Annotated in this window: 18 protein-coding genes; 2 read left to right on the top strand and 16 right to left on the bottom strand. The window is 37.5% G+C overall.

From position 1 onward, the window contains the following. Nucleotides 1-55: 55 nt before the first annotated feature. From AC6R0T_RS04360 to AC6R0T_RS04320, 9 genes are all read right to left on the bottom strand, one after another. On the bottom strand, nt 56-1,150 hold the full coding sequence (locus tag AC6R0T_RS04360; RefSeq protein WP_347401461.1) for a cell division protein FtsQ/DivIB: 1,095 nt from the start codon (nt 1,148-1,150) through the stop codon (nt 56-58). A 10-nt stretch (nt 1,151-1,160) separates the two neighbouring features. Further along, nucleotides 1,161-2,255: an undecaprenyldiphospho-muramoylpentapeptide beta-N-acetylglucosaminyltransferase gene (gene murG / locus AC6R0T_RS04355; protein WP_303754437.1), complete on the bottom strand. Its 1,095-nt coding sequence runs from the start codon at nt 2,253-2,255 to the stop codon at nt 1,161-1,163. A gap of 15 nt (nt 2,256-2,270) precedes the next feature. Beyond that, entirely contained in the window at nt 2,271-3,635 is a 1,365-nt protein-coding gene (gene murD, locus AC6R0T_RS04350) for a UDP-N-acetylmuramoyl-L-alanine--D-glutamate ligase (RefSeq protein WP_303754438.1), read from the bottom strand. Nucleotides 3,636-3,647: 12 nt separating this feature from the next. Next, nucleotides 3,648-4,610: a phospho-N-acetylmuramoyl-pentapeptide-transferase gene (mraY, locus tag AC6R0T_RS04345; RefSeq protein ID WP_206903882.1), complete on the bottom strand. Its 963-nt coding sequence runs from the start codon at nt 4,608-4,610 to the stop codon at nt 3,648-3,650. A gap of 216 nt (nt 4,611-4,826) precedes the next feature. Further along, nucleotides 4,827-7,031: a penicillin-binding transpeptidase domain-containing protein gene (locus AC6R0T_RS04340; protein ID WP_303754439.1), complete on the bottom strand. Its 2,205-nt coding sequence runs from the start codon at nt 7,029-7,031 to the stop codon at nt 4,827-4,829. After that, the gene (ftsL, locus tag AC6R0T_RS04335; protein WP_206903880.1) at nt 7,032-7,442 is read right to left on the bottom strand and encodes a cell division protein FtsL; all 411 of its coding nucleotides are present in this window, start codon (nt 7,440-7,442) and stop codon (nt 7,032-7,034) included. It abuts the gene before it with no gap. A gap of 14 nt (nt 7,443-7,456) precedes the next feature. Then, complete coding sequence (gene rsmH / locus AC6R0T_RS04330; RefSeq protein ID WP_303754440.1) at nt 7,457-8,410, bottom strand: 16S rRNA (cytosine(1402)-N(4))-methyltransferase RsmH; 954 nt, start codon at nt 8,408-8,410, stop codon at nt 7,457-7,459. Nucleotides 8,411-8,424: 14 nt separating this feature from the next. After that, nucleotides 8,425-8,856 carry a division/cell wall cluster transcriptional repressor MraZ gene (mraZ, locus tag AC6R0T_RS04325; RefSeq protein WP_206903878.1) on the bottom strand — a complete coding sequence of 144 codons (432 nt, stop codon included), beginning with the start codon at nt 8,854-8,856 and terminating at the stop codon, nt 8,425-8,427. A 163-nt stretch (nt 8,857-9,019) separates the two neighbouring features. Then, nucleotides 9,020-9,388 carry a DUF3397 domain-containing protein gene (locus AC6R0T_RS04320; RefSeq protein ID WP_206903877.1) on the bottom strand — a complete coding sequence of 123 codons (369 nt, stop codon included), beginning with the start codon at nt 9,386-9,388 and terminating at the stop codon, nt 9,020-9,022. A gap of 173 nt (nt 9,389-9,561) precedes the next feature. Here AC6R0T_RS04320 and AC6R0T_RS04315 point away from each other — a divergent pair, with 173 nt between their 5' ends. Together AC6R0T_RS04315 and AC6R0T_RS04310 are read left to right on the top strand one after the other, a co-directional pair. Continuing rightward, nucleotides 9,562-10,515, top strand: a complete 954-nt coding sequence (locus tag AC6R0T_RS04315; RefSeq protein ID WP_206903876.1) for a magnesium transporter CorA family protein — start codon at nt 9,562-9,564, stop codon at nt 10,513-10,515. 78 nt (nt 10,516-10,593) lie between these two features. Beyond that, nucleotides 10,594-10,710: a DUF4044 domain-containing protein gene (locus tag AC6R0T_RS04310; RefSeq protein WP_016172522.1), complete on the top strand. Its 117-nt coding sequence runs from the start codon at nt 10,594-10,596 to the stop codon at nt 10,708-10,710. Nucleotides 10,711-10,900: 190 nt separating this feature from the next. Here the strand turns inward: AC6R0T_RS04310 and recN are convergent, their stop codons facing one another. From recN to AC6R0T_RS04275, 7 genes are all read right to left on the bottom strand, one after another. Next, nucleotides 10,901-12,577 (bottom strand): DNA repair protein RecN, encoded by a 1,677-nt coding sequence (gene recN, locus AC6R0T_RS04305; protein WP_206903874.1) that lies wholly within the window; start codon nt 12,575-12,577, stop codon nt 10,901-10,903. Between the two features lie 18 nt (nt 12,578-12,595). After that, the gene (gene argR, locus AC6R0T_RS04300) at nt 12,596-13,045 is read right to left on the bottom strand and encodes an arginine repressor (protein ID WP_206903873.1); all 450 of its coding nucleotides are present in this window, start codon (nt 13,043-13,045) and stop codon (nt 12,596-12,598) included. 281 nt (nt 13,046-13,326) lie between these two features. Further along, entirely contained in the window at nt 13,327-14,142 is an 816-nt protein-coding gene (locus AC6R0T_RS04295) for a TlyA family RNA methyltransferase (protein WP_303754441.1), read from the bottom strand. A 1-nt stretch (nt 14,143) separates the two neighbouring features. Then, nucleotides 14,144-15,040, bottom strand: a complete 897-nt coding sequence (locus AC6R0T_RS04290) for a polyprenyl synthetase family protein (protein ID WP_303754442.1) — start codon at nt 15,038-15,040, stop codon at nt 14,144-14,146. Then, nucleotides 15,037-15,258: an exodeoxyribonuclease VII small subunit gene (locus tag AC6R0T_RS04285; protein WP_206903870.1), complete on the bottom strand. Its 222-nt coding sequence runs from the start codon at nt 15,256-15,258 to the stop codon at nt 15,037-15,039. Before AC6R0T_RS04285 ends, AC6R0T_RS04290 begins: the two co-directional genes overlap by 4 nt. 52 nt (nt 15,259-15,310) lie before the next feature. Beyond that, nucleotides 15,311-16,663, bottom strand: a complete 1,353-nt coding sequence (gene xseA, locus AC6R0T_RS04280; protein WP_303754443.1) for an exodeoxyribonuclease VII large subunit — start codon at nt 16,661-16,663, stop codon at nt 15,311-15,313. Next, complete coding sequence (locus AC6R0T_RS04275; RefSeq protein ID WP_303754444.1) at nt 16,664-17,521, bottom strand: bifunctional methylenetetrahydrofolate dehydrogenase/methenyltetrahydrofolate cyclohydrolase; 858 nt, start codon at nt 17,519-17,521, stop codon at nt 16,664-16,666. It abuts the gene before it with no gap. Nucleotides 17,522-17,545 lie beyond the last annotated feature (24 nt).

Genomic DNA, 17,545 nt, shown 5'->3' with positions numbered 1-17,545 from the left:
TAATACCACAAAAATCGACTTTTTAGAAATACGTTATGAAAAATATTTGAAATTTTTATTGGCCTATTTGACTGTTATTATTTGTTTCACTTTGGCTTTCATTTTCTGCTGTATTTTCATTAGTTTCATTTTGATTGGTAGTATCATTTGCGGTTGTTGTTTCATTGGTTTTTGTAGTAGCTTTTTTTTCTTCTTTGGGATAAGGATAAGTGAAAATCCCCACTTCCATATCCACTACCCCTTTGCCTTTTAATTCTTTAGCAACTTGAGGATAGTATTTTAATTGTTCTGCTAAATTCGAGATATTAATAATCACCGTATTGCCATCATTCATTAATAGATTTAGCAATTCTTGATTAGCGCTAGTTGGCGTGTATTTAATTTGTGACACGCTAGAACGTAATTCTTGCGAAAGTTTTTGATATTGCGTTAAAACAGCTAGAATTCGTTTTTGCGATTTAAAATCTTCTAAAATTGGTAAGTTTTTAGCTGGTTCTTTGACTGTCTCTGCTAAAACTTTCCCATTTTCAATGACAGGGGCATAACTGTCGCCTTTTTCTAAAATAGCCACTTCTTGATATTCGGTAATCGCTAGTTTAAATTCGTTGAAATGTTCAATTGAGATTGCCACATTTTTAACACGTGGTAGTGCTTTTTTTATCTTCTCTTCATTACTACTACGCTGAAAATATTGCGACCACAGGCCTTGACTCAGTTTAAAGTCTGCCGCTTTTGTCACAGCAGCCTTTGAGACGGCATCATTTTTCACCACATGAAGTGCGGATAATTTACTTAATGGTGAAACATAATAAAGAGCAAATAACAACGGAATCAAAAACAGCGTGATGATAATTGCTAAGCGGCGATAAAGAACCGAATTGCGCTCATATTTCAATTTTGGCAGCCGATCGGCAAAAGAACCATTAGGATTTAACGATCCTCCCTCAGCTGGTAAGTCGCTCGCATTTTCGGGTAACTGCACTTCTTCTTTTTCTTGCCCATCAATGACTGTTGGCGACCACGGCGCATCTTGACCATTTTTTTTCCGATACTCCAAGTTGGCCTTTTGCCAGGGCGTCAGATCCACTGCATGAACATCAGAATTCTCACCTTTTTGCTTGGACTGGTCTTTTTTACTGATATGCGTCACCACCTTTAACTTACACTGTAATTTCTTTAACTAATTGATATAAACGCTCACTAGCATCTGGAATTCCCTCAGCCTTAGAGGCCTTAGCCATCTGTTGGCGTTTTGCTTGATCTTGCATAATTTCGTCAACAGCACGAACTAATGTTTCAGCTGTTAGCGCATCATCTTTAATCATTAGTGCTGCCTTAGCATCGACTAAGCTTTGCGCATTTTTTGTTTGATGATCTGCGGTCACGTAAGGACTTGGAACTAAAACTGCTGGCAAGCCTAAAGCCGTAAATTCGGCAATAGATGTTGCACCAGCACGTCCCACCAATAAGTCACAGCAAACCATCACTGCCGCCATTTTATCAATATAGGGGGCAACCCTGACATTTGTCAACTGGCTTAAATCAATCTTTGCTACATCTTTAATTTCATTAAAGTAGCGTTCACCAGAAGCGTATAAAACCTGATAATCTCGACTAGCAAAAATCGGGAGCGCAGCTGTAACAGCTTGATTGATTTTTAATGCCCCTTGACTACCACCAAAAATTAAAACGGTAGGCTTTTCTTTTGCTAGACCAAACGTTGTTAAAATATCCGATTTTTGCGTATTGCTAACTTCACTGGCACGAGGATTCCCTACCAATACCGTTTTTTCTGCAGGAAAAAACTGGGCAGCATCTTTAAAACAAATCCCAATTTTTGTCGCATAACGACTTAAAAATTTATTGGTTATCCCTGGAATACTGTTTTGTTCGTGAACAATTGTGGGAATCTTCATCTTGGCAGCAGCATAAACTACCGCACCAGAAACATAGCCTCCTGTTCCAATTACAACATCAGGTTTAAAGTTTTTTAAAATTTGTTTTGCTTCTTTGATGCTCTTAAAAAAAAGTTGCAGTGTTTTAACATTATCAAAAGACAACTTGCGCTTAAATCCTTGTATTTCTAACGTTTTAAAAGGAATATCCGTTTTTGGTAGAATTTTATTTTCTAATCCTTTTTTTCCACCAACATACATAAACTCAGAAGCCGGTTCTTGTTGTTTAACATAATTCACAAAGGCTAAGGCTGGGTAGATGTGTCCCCCTGTTCCGCCACCGGTTACTAGTATTTTCACGTGCTTCGCTCATTTCTATTGTTTATTCAAGTTATTGACCGCCGCAATAAAGCGATCTCCTCTAATTTCAAAGTTTTTGTACTGATCCCAGCTAGCATTTGCCGGAGATAATAAAATCGTATCGCCGACTTCACTAATTCCATAGGCTTTTTCAACTGCGGTTTCAGCATTTTCACTAAATTCAACCCGTGGTACTTTTGCATCTCGTGCGGCTTGTGCGAGCTTATCTTTGGTTTCACCAAAAACAATTACAGCCTTCAGACCGACTAAAGATGGAACCAATTCATCAAAACTATTACCACGATCTAATCCACCCGCTAATAAAATTAATTTTTCATGGTCAAAACCACTTAAAGCCATTTCAGTAGCTAAAATATTGGTAGCCTTGGAATCATTAAAAAAGCGTCGTTCATTAACAATACCGACAAATTGTGTTCGATGCGGCACACCACTGAAACTTTGTAGTGTTTCTTTGATGTCTTCATTTGAAATGCCTTTAAGTTTTGCTACTGCAATTGCGGCCAAGGCATTTTCCACATTATGATTTCCGGGAACACCTAATGTGTCTGAATCCATGATAAATTCATCTTTAAAGTACAGCTTACCGGCTTTTTGATAGGCACCAAAAACAACTTGTGTGCTAGAAAAGGGAATAACTTCTGCCTTGGTTTTTTTCGCTAAATTTTGTAATACTGCTTGATCCCAATTTAAAATTAGATGATCATTTGGCGTCATATTTTCTTGGATATGCCATTTGGCTTTTTCGTATTCAGCTTGTGAACCATGATAATCCAAATGTGCCGAAAAAATATTGGTGATAACCGCAATTTCAGGATGAAAAGTCTGAATTCCCATCAATTGAAAACTTGATAGTTCAGTCACCATAACGTCTTTTTTTTGCGCATGTTGGGCGACTGTACTAGCAGGATAGCCAATGTTGCCAGCTAGTAGCGCTTTACCTTCCCGCATACCCGCATTTAAAATTTCACCAATCATAGTAGTCGTGGTCGTTTTACCATTTGTCCCTGTAATCCCAATTAGCGGACATTCAGCAATTTTATAAGCTAACTCAACTTCTGTAATAATTGGCAGACCTTTTTCTAAAGCCTTTTTAACTAACGGCTGGCTATAAGGTATCCCCGGATTTTTCACCATCAAGGCAAAATCTTCATCTAACAATTCAATTGGATGACTTCCCGTAACAACTTTTACCCCTAACGCTAAAAGATCTTGTGCTTCCGGGTTTTCTTCAAAGGGTTTACCGTCGTTAACGGTAACAAGTGCGCCCAAATCATGTAACAATTTGGCCGCACTGAATCCACTCTTTGCTAATCCCAGCACAAGAACTTTTTTATTTTGATATTCATTAATTTGCTTCATTTTTTCCATCTCCTACCAAATAATCAAAAGCGTAAGTGCAGAACAGACTACCGCGATCCCCCAAAAAACCAGATCGATTTTCCATTCAGTCCAACCGCTCATCTCAAAATGATGATGGATAGGTGACATTTTAAACAGGCGTTTACCGGTTAATTTAAAGGAAGTGACTTGTAACATAACACTGGCTGTTTCAATCACATAAATTAAACCAACCAATAACAACGTCCACTCTTGATGTAAAAGGATTGACGTTGCCGCAAGCAAACCGCCAAGGGCAAGCGATCCTACATCTCCCATAAAAATCTTTGCTGGTTTGTGGTTGTAAGGGAAAAAACCCAATAGTCCACCAATCACACTTAAACAGATGATCAAGACATCAAATTGGTTTTGCTTCCAAGCTATCATACCATAAGTTGCAAAGGAAATAACCCCCAATCCGGATACCAATCCGTCAATACCGTCCGTTAGATTAACAGCATTGGAAAAACCAACTAACCAGAAAATGACAAAAAGTCCATAAATAATTCCTAAGTTAACTTCTAAACCAAAAATATTTAATGTGTTCGCATTTCCCTCATGTAAAAAAACAACATAAAAAATAATTGCGCCTAAAATTTGACCAATTAATTTTTGTAGAGAATTCAACCCCATATTGCGTTTTTTAAAGATTTTAATAAAATCATCTAAAAAACCCAATAAACCATATAAAAATAGAATAAATAAAAGAATGAACAACGATGGTGTTAGTAAATTTTGCCACGCACCTACCCAAAGGCCTGTTAAAACCGAGGCAATTAAAAAGACAACGCCACCCATTGTTGGTGTACCAGCCTTAGCATTATGCCACATTGGTCCTTCATCACGAATTTCTTGTCCAAATTGTTTGACTCTAAAATAACCAATAAAAAGTGGCATGACGGCATAGGTCATCGCAAAACTACTCACAATCGGTAAAATCATCTTTGTCCATTCCATTTTTTAATTCTCCTAGTTCTTTTTAATGTATTCATTTTTTTCTAAAAAATGAGTTTTATTTTCACTGCGTATATCATTTTTCTACAGTGGAAATCACTTAGAAAAACTGACATCCTAGTTCTTTTTAATGTATTCATTGTATTCATTTTTTCTAAAAAATGAGCTTTATTTTTACTACGTATATCATTTTTCTACAGCAGAAATCGCTTAGAAAAATTATTCCATGGTGAATTCTATTGCCTTATCACCGATGCGTTCGTAAGGAGCTAGGCTTTGTGCTGTGCAGTAGCCATCGCCTTTAAAAGTGACTTTTACCCCCAACAAGTCGCCTAATTTAACTAAGTCAGCTTTAGACCAACTAGTTACGTCTGGCATATAATATTCTGAACCAGTCGTTAGCAGCAATAATTTTTCTCCGGCTAATACTTTTGTTCCATGGGAAGTTCCTTGTTCTTTAATTTTGCTACCTGTGCCAAGCACGACAGGAACTAAACCATTTTTGCTGGCATCAGCTGCAGCAGAGTCTGTTCCTAAATTACGATAGTCGGCAATTTCAATTTTTTCTGTATTCTCACTAGCGGGATCTGTCTGTTCATCTTTAAATTCCATCGCACGTTTTAATAATGAATTCCCAATATCGCCTAAAGCTTTTTGTTCCCAATGTTCAGGCATCTTCATCGTCATGTACAACACATACTCTGGATCTTCTGCAGGTACCATTTCAACAATAGAATACAAATAAGCTGTATCCCCTTGATAATAGCCGCCATTTTTTTCATCCGCAATTTGGGCAGTACCGGTTTTAGCAGCGATTTTATAGCCTGGAACATGATACACGTCATAAGCACTCCCATAGTCTTTGCTTTCCACTACATCTCGCATATATTCGCGTACTTTTGCCGTTGTTTGTGCACTAACAGGATTGCCCACCACTTCAGGTTCGGTTACACGTTCTGTACCATTTTGACTGTTAACAACTTTACTAATGTAATGTGGCTCTAACATTTTACCATTGTTGGCAATTGCAGAAAATGCCCGCATCATTTGAAAATTCGTTACCCCAACCCCTTGACCAAATGAGCTCATGGCTTTATCCACAATATTATTGGTTGGTAAAATACCACTATTTTCCCCTGGCAAACCGGAGTAAGTACTTTGACCAAAACCAAATTTCTTCAAATACTGTTGCCAAGTATCTCCCATTTTTTGCTCGAGTTTTACCATTCCAACATTACTTGACCAAGATAGCGCTTGTCGCATATTCAAAGTTCGGCGTTGCTCTTGGTAATCCCAGTCGTTAATTGTGGCATCAGCAATTTTAATTTCACCAGAAGTAAACGTCTCGTTTTCATTAAAGACACCGGACTCAATTGCCGCTGCGGTAGTCATTACTTTCATCGTTGAACCCGGTTCGTAGCGATCTTCAACTAACAGGTTCATCCAATTGAAGTTTTTATCAGAAAATTCTTTTTTTGTTTCAGGGTTAAAAGTTGGACGTTGTGTCATGGCCAATATTTCGCCAGTCTTAGCTTCCATCAAGACAGCAGTCGCATCTTCTGGTTTGTATTTTTTAACAGCAGTGTCCATTAAGGATTCTAAATAAGTTTGCAACCCACTATCAAGTGTTGTGTAAATATCTTGACCATCTTTAGCTGCTTTTTTTTGAGCAACAGTTCCTGGCAATGGATTTTGGTAGTTATCTTTTTGATAAACAATTTTGCCATCTGTCCCGCTTAAAATATCGTTATAAGCAGCCTCCAATCCCATCTTGCCAACTAAGCCTTTATCAATTCCTTTGTCATCTACTTCAGGCTCGGCATAACCAATAAAATGAGATGCAAATGTACCATTAGGATAAATACGATTGGGATGTTCATCAAAGTCTAATCCCGAAAGTCCTGCATCTTCCATCGCTTTTTCGATTTTTTTCTTTTTCTCTAAAGTTATATTTTTTCCTTTACCGGAAAACTCCACTTGATACAGTTCATTTTTGGCACCGTCTTTAAGGCGATCGATGACTTCTTTTTCATCTAAGCCTAAAATATCATGCAAAATAGTAGCAACTTTTTCGTAGTCCTTACTTTGGACATACAGTTTTTTATCCCCGGTTTTGTAATTTTTTGACAAAATAGCTTTTAAAGAATAAGAGGTAGCATCTTCAGCAATTGCAACACCATTACGGTCGTAAATCGTTCCTCTTTTAGCCTTGACTACTTTGCTGCCTTCATATAATGCCGCTGTCTTTTTCTCCAGTGATGTGCCAGCAACGTTTCCTACTACGACTAAATAGCCCAAACGAGTGGCAAACAAAAAGAACAACCCAATACTCGTAGCAAAGAGAATAATCCCTACTTTTTTGCGGTTGTTCGTTGGATTTTGATTTTTCTTGCGGAAATACTTTCTAATTCGTTTAAAACGCATTTACTTCACTTTCCTTAAATTATCATCGTTAATTTTAAGTCCTTTTTTCTCTGCGATTTTTTTAATTCGCTCAGTTTTCGAAAGTTCGCTTTTTTCTTGTTCTAGCCGCGTTTTTTCTTCCGCTTGCTGTGTTGTTTGTGCTTCAATTTGGGAAACTTCTCGTTCTAGTTGACTGATATCAGTCCTTACATAGACAGTTAAAACAGCTAATCCGATAACTGCTGCCAAAAGAAAGATTCCAATAATTTTTTCCAAACCACTGATACGTTTTAATTTTCGTGCGGGTGAAGATGGGATGCGAATAATTTCAGGACGAGGTGGCGTCGATGGTTTCGCTGACGGATTTGGTTGTTCAATTTGTGGTGCTGCTTGATTCATATCGTAGTGATATTCACGTTTCGCTTCTGCCATTTCGACGCTCCTTTTTATTCTTTAATTCTTTCAGCAATTCGCAATTTTGCACTACGGGAGCGATTGTTTTCATCAAGCTCTTTTGTAGTTGCAACAATTGGTCTGCGATTAATTAATTTTAATTCTGGTTGATATTCCACTGGTACGATTGGTAAACCTGGTGGCAAATCTTTGGGACTGCTGTATTCTTTAAAAATGTTTTTAACCAAACGATCTTCTAACGAGTGAAAGGTAATCACACTCACTCTACCACCAACATTCAAAAGTGCTATCGCTTGTTCTAGAGACTCTTCAATTGCACCTAACTCATCATTGACTGCAATGCGAATCGCTTGGAAAATTCGTTTCGCTGGATGACCACCCTTACGTCTTGCCGGTGCAGGAATCGCCTCTTTAATTAAATCCACCAATTCTCCGGTAGTTTCAACTGGTGCAATTTGACGTGCGCGTTCGATTTTACGGGCCACTTGTTTAGAAAATTTTTCCTCGCCGTAGCGATAAAAGATTTTGACTAACTCATGATAATCATAAGTATTAACTAAATCATAAGCAGAAAAATCTGCCGTTTGATCCATCCGCATATCTAAAGGCGCATCCTGATGGTAACTAAAGCCTCGACTGGCTTCATCAAGTTGTGGCGATGAAACACCTAAGTCATATAAAACTCCATCAACTTGATTTATTCCTTGCTCTTTTAATGCGGCAGCTAAATTGCGGAAATTACTTTTTATAAAGGTTACTTTTCCAGCTGCAATCGCGTCTTTTAAAAAATCTTTTGCATGATCAATTGCTTTTTGATCTTGATCAAAGGCATAAAGATGACCTTTTTCATTCAATTGGGATAATAAATATTGACTATGACCGGCTCCGCCTAAGGTACAATCAACATAAATACCGTCTGGTTTAATATTTAGTCCATCGACTGTTTCTTTAAGCATCACGGTGTAATGTTGAAACGACTCCGCCATTTAAGTTCCTCTTTCTATAAGCCAAAATCAATCATTGTTTCGGCAATTTCGTCAAAATTCTCTTCGGCTTCTTCTGAGAAAGCCTGCCATTTTGCTTCATCCCAAATTTCAATACGGTTACTAACGCCGGTAATCACACAATTTTTCGTCAAACTGGCGTGCTTTCGTAAAGTCTGGGGAATATTAATCCGACCTTGTTTGTCAATCTCACACTCAGTTGCTGCGGAGTAGAAAAAACGGACAAAGGTACGGGCATCTTTTTTAGCCAATGGCATTTCATTTAGCTTTTCTTCTAATTTTTCCCATTCTGCTATCGGATAACCAAATAGACAGCCATCAAGTCCTCTTGTGACAATGAACTTTTCGCCGAGTTTTTCTCGTAATTTCGCGGGGACGATTAAACGACCTTTTGCATCGATTGAATGCTGAAATTCCCCCATAAACATCGAAAAAGCCCCCCTGTCACCACTTGATATACACAGTCTACCACAATCCCCCACTTTCTACCACCAATTATGTATACTAATCAGAGAAGTTTTTTGACTTTTATTCACCAAGAAAGACAACAGAATCAATAACAAATTCATTTCACTTTTGAATGCTAGAAAATCAGACAAAATGCAGGATGCTAAGCACAATAACAAAAATATAAAATACCATTGTTAACAGAAAAACCAAGCGCCAAAACATTTTCAAGTAACGTCCGTAAGACAGTTCACCATAAAAATAAGCGTGGAAAATTGCCAAGCCAATCCCTAAAACCAACATACCAATAATAAAATACGGTAATGCTGAAAAAGCAAAAGTAGCTTGTGATACTTGGTTGATTCCCAAAAAAAGAAAAGGAACAGCCAAATCTGGTGCTTTGATTTTGAAACGTTTCGTTAAAGCAAAGGTCGTAACTAAAAAGTTACAGGCAACCAAAACGATTACCGGAAAAATGTACCAAAATGCTAATAACGGTGTAAACTTTTCCATTTTTCATTTCCTCTCCATACCGCTAGGGTAACTATACTTGATTTTCTTTACATCCGTGTAACAGTTCTTTTAAAAGTTCTTGTAGTCACCTAAGTTTTTCTTAAGTTTTCATGCCCTTTCAAAAGAAATCACACCGTTTTTCTATTATAATGTTTCATAAAGGATGTGACTACATGATTACGCATTATTTTCTTAAAGATAATCAATTGAATGTAACAGAAGATATTAAAGAGTCTCTTTGGCTTCATGTTGAAAAACCAACCAATGAAGAAATCGAACATCTTTCAAAAAAATACGAATTGCCAAAAGATTACTTAACCAGTGTCTTAGACGATGCAGAAAATGCGCGTGCTGAAGGCCTTAACCAAGAAAACTTTTTAATTCCTGCGTTGCTATTATTACAGTTTCCTTATGTTTCAACAAGTCCTAGTGGTTATTTGCAATTTAATACTTACCCTTTAGCCTTAATTATCACCCCTGACAAAAAACTGATTACCGTCTGCAACTATCATATGCCTTTTTTTAAAGCTATTTTGGAAAAACCGTTACCTAAAAATGATATGAGCAGCAAATTAAACTTGGTTTTACAAATTTTATGGCATTTGGCATTAACGTATAATCAAAATCTGGCTGATTTAAAACGGCAAGTCGACAAATTAGAAGGCCAAATCCAAGTTTCCACCGAAAATAAACACCTCTATCAACTTATGGATATTCAAAAAAGTCTGGTTTTGTTTGAAGCCGCTACAAAAGCTAATTTTAAAACCTTAACTAAATTAGCCAGCACAACCGAGTTTCAAGATCATCATGCTTATCATAATCATCTCCATGATATATTAGTTGAAACAAAGCAGTCCATGACCTCTGCTAAAATCAATTTACAACTCGTTAGTCAAATGAATGAAACTTTTTCGGCCATTGTTTCAAACAACTTGAATATCGTGATGAAAATTTTGACTTCCCTAACGATCGTTTTAACAATTCCTACTATTATAGGTGGTATCTATGGCATGAATGTAAAACTGCCTTTTGCCGAATCGGATAATGCTTTTTTACTGATTACTGGCGCTACGATCCTTCTTTGCTATTTAGCAATTAAATATTTAAAAAAGAAGAATCTTTTGTGAATTTATTGCCAGTTTACTTGAAGTAAGGCGCAAAAGAGAGTAAACTCCAAGAGAAGAATCTATGTAAGGGTGGCCTCTATGAACGAAAAAAAATCAAGCAGCACTTTTAGTAAAGTAACTAAAATCGTCATCTGGACGATGCTAATTTTAACGGTTGGTTCTGTCTTTTTGACTGCCATTTTAAGCGTCATGTAAAAATGAATACTGATTAAACAAAAACTGGAGACAAATTGTCCAGTTATAAACAAAAAGACCATAAAATCCAAAAGTTTGAGCGCTATCTTTTGAATTTTATGGTCTTTTTGTCTTAGTGGTAATTCTGTTTTACTTTTTAATTTCAATCTAATCACAGAAAAACATTTACATTCCACGGCTTTTTTACACTTTAATGACCTGCCATAGCTAAAAGTTCTTTGGCGTGTTCCAGCGTTAAATCTGTCACTTCTGAACCCGCTAACATACGGGCGATTTCATTCACCCGTTTATTCGGGGCTAATTCAGAGACGATTGTTTGGGTCCGTCCGTGGCTAATTTCTTTTTTAATGTAATATTGATAATCGGCAATGGCGGCCACTTGTGGCAAGTGGGTAATACATAAAACTTGTGAGTTTTCAGCAATTTTAGCGATTTTCTCGGCAATAGCTTGTGCGACCCTGCCACTCACGCCAGTATCAACTTCATCAAAAACAATACTTGTAATGCCCTGACTTTGAGAAAAAATGGTTTTTAATGCTAACAACATCCGCGATAATTCCCCACCAGACGCGACTTTGACTAATGGTTTTAACGGTTCTCCCGGATTTGTAGTCAAATAAAATTCAACTTCATCAAACCCATTTTCATGGAGTACTTTTTTACCATTTTTAAACCGTACTTCAAATTGACTGTGTTCCATATAGAGTTCTTTTAACTCGGTTACAATTGCTTTGGCAAGTTTTCTAGCAATTTCTTTGCGCTCTTGGTGTAATTCTTCAGCTAAGTGCCAAGTAATTTCTTCTTGAGCACTGACCTCTTTTGCTAATTGTTCCAACTGTCCTTCAGAAAAAGCCGATTCTGCCAATTCTTTTTTTATTTCATCATAGTAAACTAAAATTTCTGAAATAGTTTCACCATATTTACGTTTTAATTGGCGAATTAATTCCAAACGTTGGTTAACCTCTTCTAGGCGACCTTCATCAAAGGATAAACTATCTAATTGCCGGGAAATATCCCCAGCAGCATCTTGTAACAGATAAAAAGCAGATTGTAAATTTTCACTGACTGTTTCGTATTCACTATCCAAATGCGCAATATCTTGCATACTCGTTAAAGCTGCACCGATTCCATCTAAACTATTTGCTTCATCATTGGTTAAAAGCGCATAACTTTGGGCCAAACTATCGACAATTTTTTGATAGTTACCCAATTTTGCTCGTTCTTCTGCTAATTCTTCTTCTTCGTTTGGTACTAAATTTGCGCTGGCAATTTCATCTTGCTGAAAATGCAACATATCCACTCTTTGTACATAGGACTGTTCATTGGCTTGAATTTTACGCATCTGCTGGTTCAAATGGGTAAATTTTTCATAGGCTCGTTGATACTTTTCCAATAACCCATGAAATTTTTTACCACCGAATTGATCCAATAAATGCAAATGACGTTCCGGCTGCAAAAGTTCTTGATGTTCATTTTGCCCTTGAATATCAACTAAAAACGCCCCAATCCGGCGCAAATTAGCCAACGTCAATGTGCGCCCGTTCACGCGACAAATATTTTTACCACTTTGGCTAATGTCCCGCTGCACTATTAATAATTCCTCTTCTGTTTCAATGCCTAATTCTTGTAATAGTTCACTAAATTGACTGTCTTTAGGCAATTCAAATAAGCCTTCTAGACTACATTTACTGCTGCCTTCACGAATATAATCACTCGATCCACGACTACCACACAAAAGGCCCATCGCATCAATAATAATCGACTTGCCTGCTCCTGTTTCCCCGGTTAAGGCAGTCATTCCTTCATGAAACTGCAGTCGTAGGCTGGAAATAATGGCAAAATTTTTAATCGCTAATTCTACTAACATCTGCCTCAACTCCTGCTTTTATAAAAAGCGTAAAAATTCCCGACGTAAATCTTGCGCTGCCGTTTCCGTCCGGGTAATCATTAAAACCGTATCATCATCATTTAACACCGAAAAAAGATTATCTTGAAATCTTTTTTCAATTAAATTGGCGATAGCAGACGCGTTTCCGGGTAATGTTTTTAACACCACAAATTTTTCCATCTGATCGACAGAAACAAAGGCGTCTTTTAACATTTTTTCTAATTTGGCGCCTACATCTTCTGCTGTTTCAGCTGGTAGACTATAACGATAGCCACCTTCTTGGGATGGTACTTTGATTAATTTTAATTCTTTTATATCACGAGAAATCGTTGCTTGTGTAACCACAACACCGCGACTTTTTAACAAATCAACAAAGTCTTCTTGTTTTTGGATATTCTTTTCTGTTAACAAGCGGGTAATCAAACGATGACGCTCTTTCTTTCTCATAGCTTGCTCCTTCACATAAAATAAAGCCGCAGTAAATCAAATAAATCAATTCACACGCCTTTTTCTAAAAATTATTTTACTTTGAATTCTTATTAATAATAACGTATTTTTGCGTATAAATAAAGGTAGGAGTAAAACTAAAATTGCCCTGTTACTTTCCTTAAAAATAAAAAAAATCCAAATAGTAGCTGTACTTTAGCTATTTTCACAACGCTTTAGCACAAGGAGAAACGTTGTAAAATTAAAATACAATTACTATTTGGATGATGGAGCTAAAACTTTCATTGTTTTAATTGCAGATGGGCTCTATCCACCACATCGGAAATGACAATATCTGAAGCCAGCACTGGAACTTCACTTTTTTTCAGGTGGGTGATAAACTCAATGTTTCCTTCGCCACCTTTAATTGGTGAATAATCTAGCCCAACCACAGAAAATCCGCTGTCTACTGCCATTTTTAGTGTCTTTTCCAATACCGCTTGATGGACCTTAGGATCTCTTACAATTCCGTGTTTTCCTACTGCTTCTTTTCCAGCTTCAAATTGAGGCTTGATAAGGGCCATGACATCTCCGTTGTCCACTAGAATTTTAGCTAACGGGGGTAAAATTAAACTTAGTGAAATAAAGGAGACATCAATTGTGGCAATTTGTGGCAAGCCATTGATAAAATCATCCGGTTTACTATAACGAAAATTCGTACGTTCCATCACGACTACCCGGGAATCTTGGCGTAGTTTCCATGCCAATTGATTGTAGCCGACATCTAATGCATAGCTTAACTTCGCACCATTTTGCAACGCCACATCAGTAAAGCCACCTGTAGAAGCGCCGATATCTAACAAAACTTTATCTTGCATCGTCAAATCAAAAACTTGTAAAGCTTTTTCTAATTTTAAACCGCCGCGAGAAACATAGGGTAATTTGGCGCCTTTTAGTTCTAATAGGGTATCTTCTGCAATCTTTTCACCGGGTTTATCCAAGCGTTCGCTATTTTTAGCTAAGTAGACTAACCCTGCCATCACACCTCTTTTAGCTTGCTCTCTGGTTTCAAATAAACCTTGTTGGTGTGCTAAAACATCTACACGTTCTTTTTTCATCTTACAACTTCGCCTCCAAGGTTAATTCTTCTGTTAACATAAGCAGCAACTCTGGTTTCACCAGTGAAATTTCCTGTAATTTTTTAAGAGATTCTTTGGATGCTGCTAATTCAGCTGCTAATAATTGATAGCTTTTTTCTACCCCCAGTAAAGCTGGATAGGTACTTTTATTTAACGCAGCGTCATGACCGACATTTTTACCTAATTGGGCAGTAGTCGCAGTTACGTCTAATAAATCATCGCGAATTTGAAAAGCTAGTCCTAAATGCTCCGCTAAAACAGCTAATAAGGTGATGACACTTTCCTCTTGTTGAGCCAACAAACCTCCAGCTGTCAAAGCAAACGTAAACAAGGCCCCTGTTTTGCGTTGGTGTATATAAGCCATTTCTTGTAAATTTAATAGCTTTCCTTCGGCTTGCACATCTGCCGCTTGACCGGCAACCATCCCAAAACTGCCGCTAGCTTTGGCTAGATTTTGAACTAATAATAAACGCAATTCACCGTCTAAATCAGCTCGACTTAAAAGGTGAAATGCTTCAGTCAAAAGCCCATCACCAGCTAAAGTCGCCATTCCCGCACCAAATTTCATGTGGTTTGTTGGTAAACCGCGCCGCAGTTGATCATTATCCATCGCCGGTAAATCGTCATGAATTAACGAGTAGGTGTGAATCAACTCTAGTGCTGCACTTACTTGATAGGCACCTAAATCAATTTCTTTTTCAAAACCGGCAATCGTGGCTAATAATAATAGCGGGCGTATTCTTTTGCCCCCAGCATCAATTGAATAGAGCATACTTTTAAGGAGTGTTTCCTCTGTTGTCTGCTGTCTTAGAAAATTGCGCATTTCAGCTTCAACCAATGGGAGCTGATCGTTTTTAAAAGTCGTTAATAAACTCATTTTTCTTCCTCTTCAAATACAACAGTCTCACCGTTTTCTTGCATAATCTTTGTTAGTGCATCTTCGGCTTTGGTTAAAGTTTCTTGACATTGCTTGCTCAATGTAATCCCTTTTTTAAAAGCAGTCAAAGCTTCTTCCAAAGGAACATCTCCTTGTTCTAGCTGCTTTACAATAACTTCTAATTCTTGCAATGATTCTTCAAATGTTTGTTTAGCCATTATTTCCTCCATTTTATAAAGACGCTGCTTTAACATTAAAGCTTTTTTTAGTTTACTCGCTTATCTTCTTATTGTCTGTCTCAGCAATGCTTTTAACTTTTGCTGTGGCCAGACCATCTTGATAGTGAACAACTAATGTATCGTCCACTGCAATTTCTGTAACACTTTTAATCACACTATCGTCTTTAGTAGTATAACTATAGCCTCGTCCCATAATTTTTAGCGGGCTTAATAAATCCAAAGACTGCACTGTATTTTGAAACACTTGTTGCTTTTGTTGTAACAAGTGATAAATACTTTTTTCTAAACGTTCTTGTAAATAGTTTTGTTGTTGCATTAATTCATTTACTTTATTTTTAGGATTAAATTGACGCAAATTATGATCTAGTTGCATAACTTTTTTTTCTTCTTCAAAAAGACGATTTTGCGTACTTTGCAGCAGCCGTTGTGTCAACTGATCCAATTTAATCGCTTGAGCTTCATACAATCGTTCCGGCTGGCGCAAGACATACGAAGCACTTAGACGTTCATAACGTTCCTTTTTCAAGGCTAGTTGATGCATAAAGGCTTGTTCTAGTCGCGTTTGTCGTTCTTTAATTTTTAAAATCTCATCACTTAACACCGGTACCGCCAATTCGGCTGCGGCAGTCGGTGTTGCCGCTCTCACATCCGCTACTAAATCGGCAATCGTTGTATCTGTTTCATGTCCCACCGAAGAAATAATCGGCGTTTTAGCTGCAAAAATTGCCCGTGCAACTTTTTCTTCATTGAATGGCCACAAATCCTCAATCGAGCCACCCCCACGGCCAATAATCATCGTATCAAAATCTCCACTGGCTTCTACACGTTCAATATTAGCTACGACATCTCCGGCTGCTTTATCTCCTTGTACCACAGTTGGAAACAACGTAATCTCAGCAATCGGATACCGTCTTTTCACAGTTGTCATAATATCACGAATGACGGCTCCACTAGGACTGGTTAAAACGGCAATTTTTTTAGGATATTTGGGTAAAGCTTTCTTTGGCGCTAAAAACATGCCCTCTTTTTCCAGCTTTGCCTTTAATTGTTCATAGGCTTGATACAAAGCTCCGACGCCATCAGGTTCCATTTGTTCAACATAAATTTGATAATTTCCACTTGCTTCATAAAGGGAAATACGCCCTACAATAAAAACCTTCATTCCTTCTTCTGGCTGAAATTTTAGTTTACTAAATGCGCCTTTAAACATTACCGCAGAAATTTTAGCTCCATCATCTTTTAAAGAGAAATATTGATGATTAGGTCGCAAGCGAAAATTTGAGATTTCACCAGTCAAGTACACTTTTTCCAAATACGGATCTGCATCAAATTTACGTTTCAAATACTTGGTTAAAGCCGTGACTGTTAAATACTCCTGCGCCATTTAAACACCTGATTTCTGCATATTATAAGCTTTGATTGTTTGATACAACAACATCGTAATCGTCATAGGCCCTACACCACCAGGAACTGGCGTAATAAAATCGGCAATCGGCTCCACCGCAGCAAAATCAACGTCACCGATCAACTTATTATTTGCATCGCGATTCATGCCCACATCGACTACGACGGCACCTTTTTTTACATAACTTTCATCCACTAAATGTCCGACACCTACTGCTGCAACTAAAATATCAGCTTGTCTAGCAATTTCTGGTAAATTTTTGGTTTTAGAATGAGTAATCGTTACTGTCGCATTTTCCTGTAACAAAAGATGAGCCATTGGTTTACCAACAATATTACTACGACCAATCACTACCGCATTTTTCCCAGCTACTGAAATATCGTAAGCTGCTAAAAGTTTCATAATTCCATAAGGGGTACATGGAACCATCAAGGGATCTCCAGCAAACAAACGGCCAATGTTTAAAGGATGAAAGCCATCCACATCTTTTTTGGGGTCAATGGCCATGATGACTTTTTCTTCATCAATATGGGCAGGAAGCGGCAATTGGACTAAGATTCCATGAAAACGTGGATCTTGATTATAAGTTTCGATTAAAGCCAATAATTCTTTTTCAGTAATATCAGCTGCCCGCCGATCAACTTTAGAATAAATTCCCATCTTACCTGCTGCCGTTTCTTTATTACGAACATAAATTTTGCTGGCAGCATCTTCGCCTACTAAAATTACGACTAAACCAGGCACAGTTCCATCATTTTCTTTAATCTTTTGAACTTCAACTTTCATTTTTGCCTGCATCGTTGTTGCTAATTTTTTTCCATCTAATAATTGGGCCACACAATCGCCTCTTTCATTCATTTA

This window comes from Enterococcus sp. S86.2 (assembly GCF_059834485.2).
This window is presented reverse-complemented; position numbering and strand designations above follow the sequence as displayed.

Coding starts and splice junctions, on each gene's coding strand:
- murD (WP_303754438.1), bottom strand. CDS start 3,635: ATGAAGCAAATTAATGAATATCAAAATAAAAAAGTTCTTGTGCTGGGA.
- mraY (WP_206903882.1), bottom strand. CDS start 4,610: ATGGAATGGACAAAGATGATTTTACCGATTGTGAGTAGTTTTGCGATG.
- AC6R0T_RS04340 (WP_303754439.1), bottom strand. CDS start 7,031: ATGCGTTTTAAACGAATTAGAAAGTATTTCCGCAAGAAAAATCAAAAT.
- ftsL (WP_206903880.1), bottom strand. CDS start 7,442: ATGGCAGAAGCGAAACGTGAATATCACTACGATATGAATCAAGCAGCA.
- rsmH (WP_303754440.1), bottom strand. CDS start 8,410: ATGGCGGAGTCGTTTCAACATTACACCGTGATGCTTAAAGAAACAGTC.
- mraZ (WP_206903878.1), bottom strand. CDS start 8,856: ATGTTTATGGGGGAATTTCAGCATTCAATCGATGCAAAAGGTCGTTTA.
- AC6R0T_RS04320 (WP_206903877.1), bottom strand. CDS start 9,388: ATGGAAAAGTTTACACCGTTATTAGCATTTTGGTACATTTTTCCGGTA.
- AC6R0T_RS04315 (WP_206903876.1), top strand. CDS start 9,562: ATGATTACGCATTATTTTCTTAAAGATAATCAATTGAATGTAACAGAA.
- AC6R0T_RS04310 (WP_016172522.1), top strand. CDS start 10,594: ATGAACGAAAAAAAATCAAGCAGCACTTTTAGTAAAGTAACTAAAATC.
- recN (WP_206903874.1), bottom strand. CDS start 12,577: ATGTTAGTAGAATTAGCGATTAAAAATTTTGCCATTATTTCCAGCCTA.
- argR (WP_206903873.1), bottom strand. CDS start 13,045: ATGAGAAAGAAAGAGCGTCATCGTTTGATTACCCGCTTGTTAACAGAA.
- AC6R0T_RS04295 (WP_303754441.1), bottom strand. CDS start 14,142: ATGAAAAAAGAACGTGTAGATGTTTTAGCACACCAACAAGGTTTATTT.
- AC6R0T_RS04290 (WP_303754442.1), bottom strand. CDS start 15,040: ATGAGTTTATTAACGACTTTTAAAAACGATCAGCTCCCATTGGTTGAA.
- AC6R0T_RS04285 (WP_206903870.1), bottom strand. CDS start 15,258: ATGGCTAAACAAACATTTGAAGAATCATTGCAAGAATTAGAAGTTATT.
- xseA (WP_303754443.1), bottom strand. CDS start 16,663: ATGGCGCAGGAGTATTTAACAGTCACGGCTTTAACCAAGTATTTGAAA.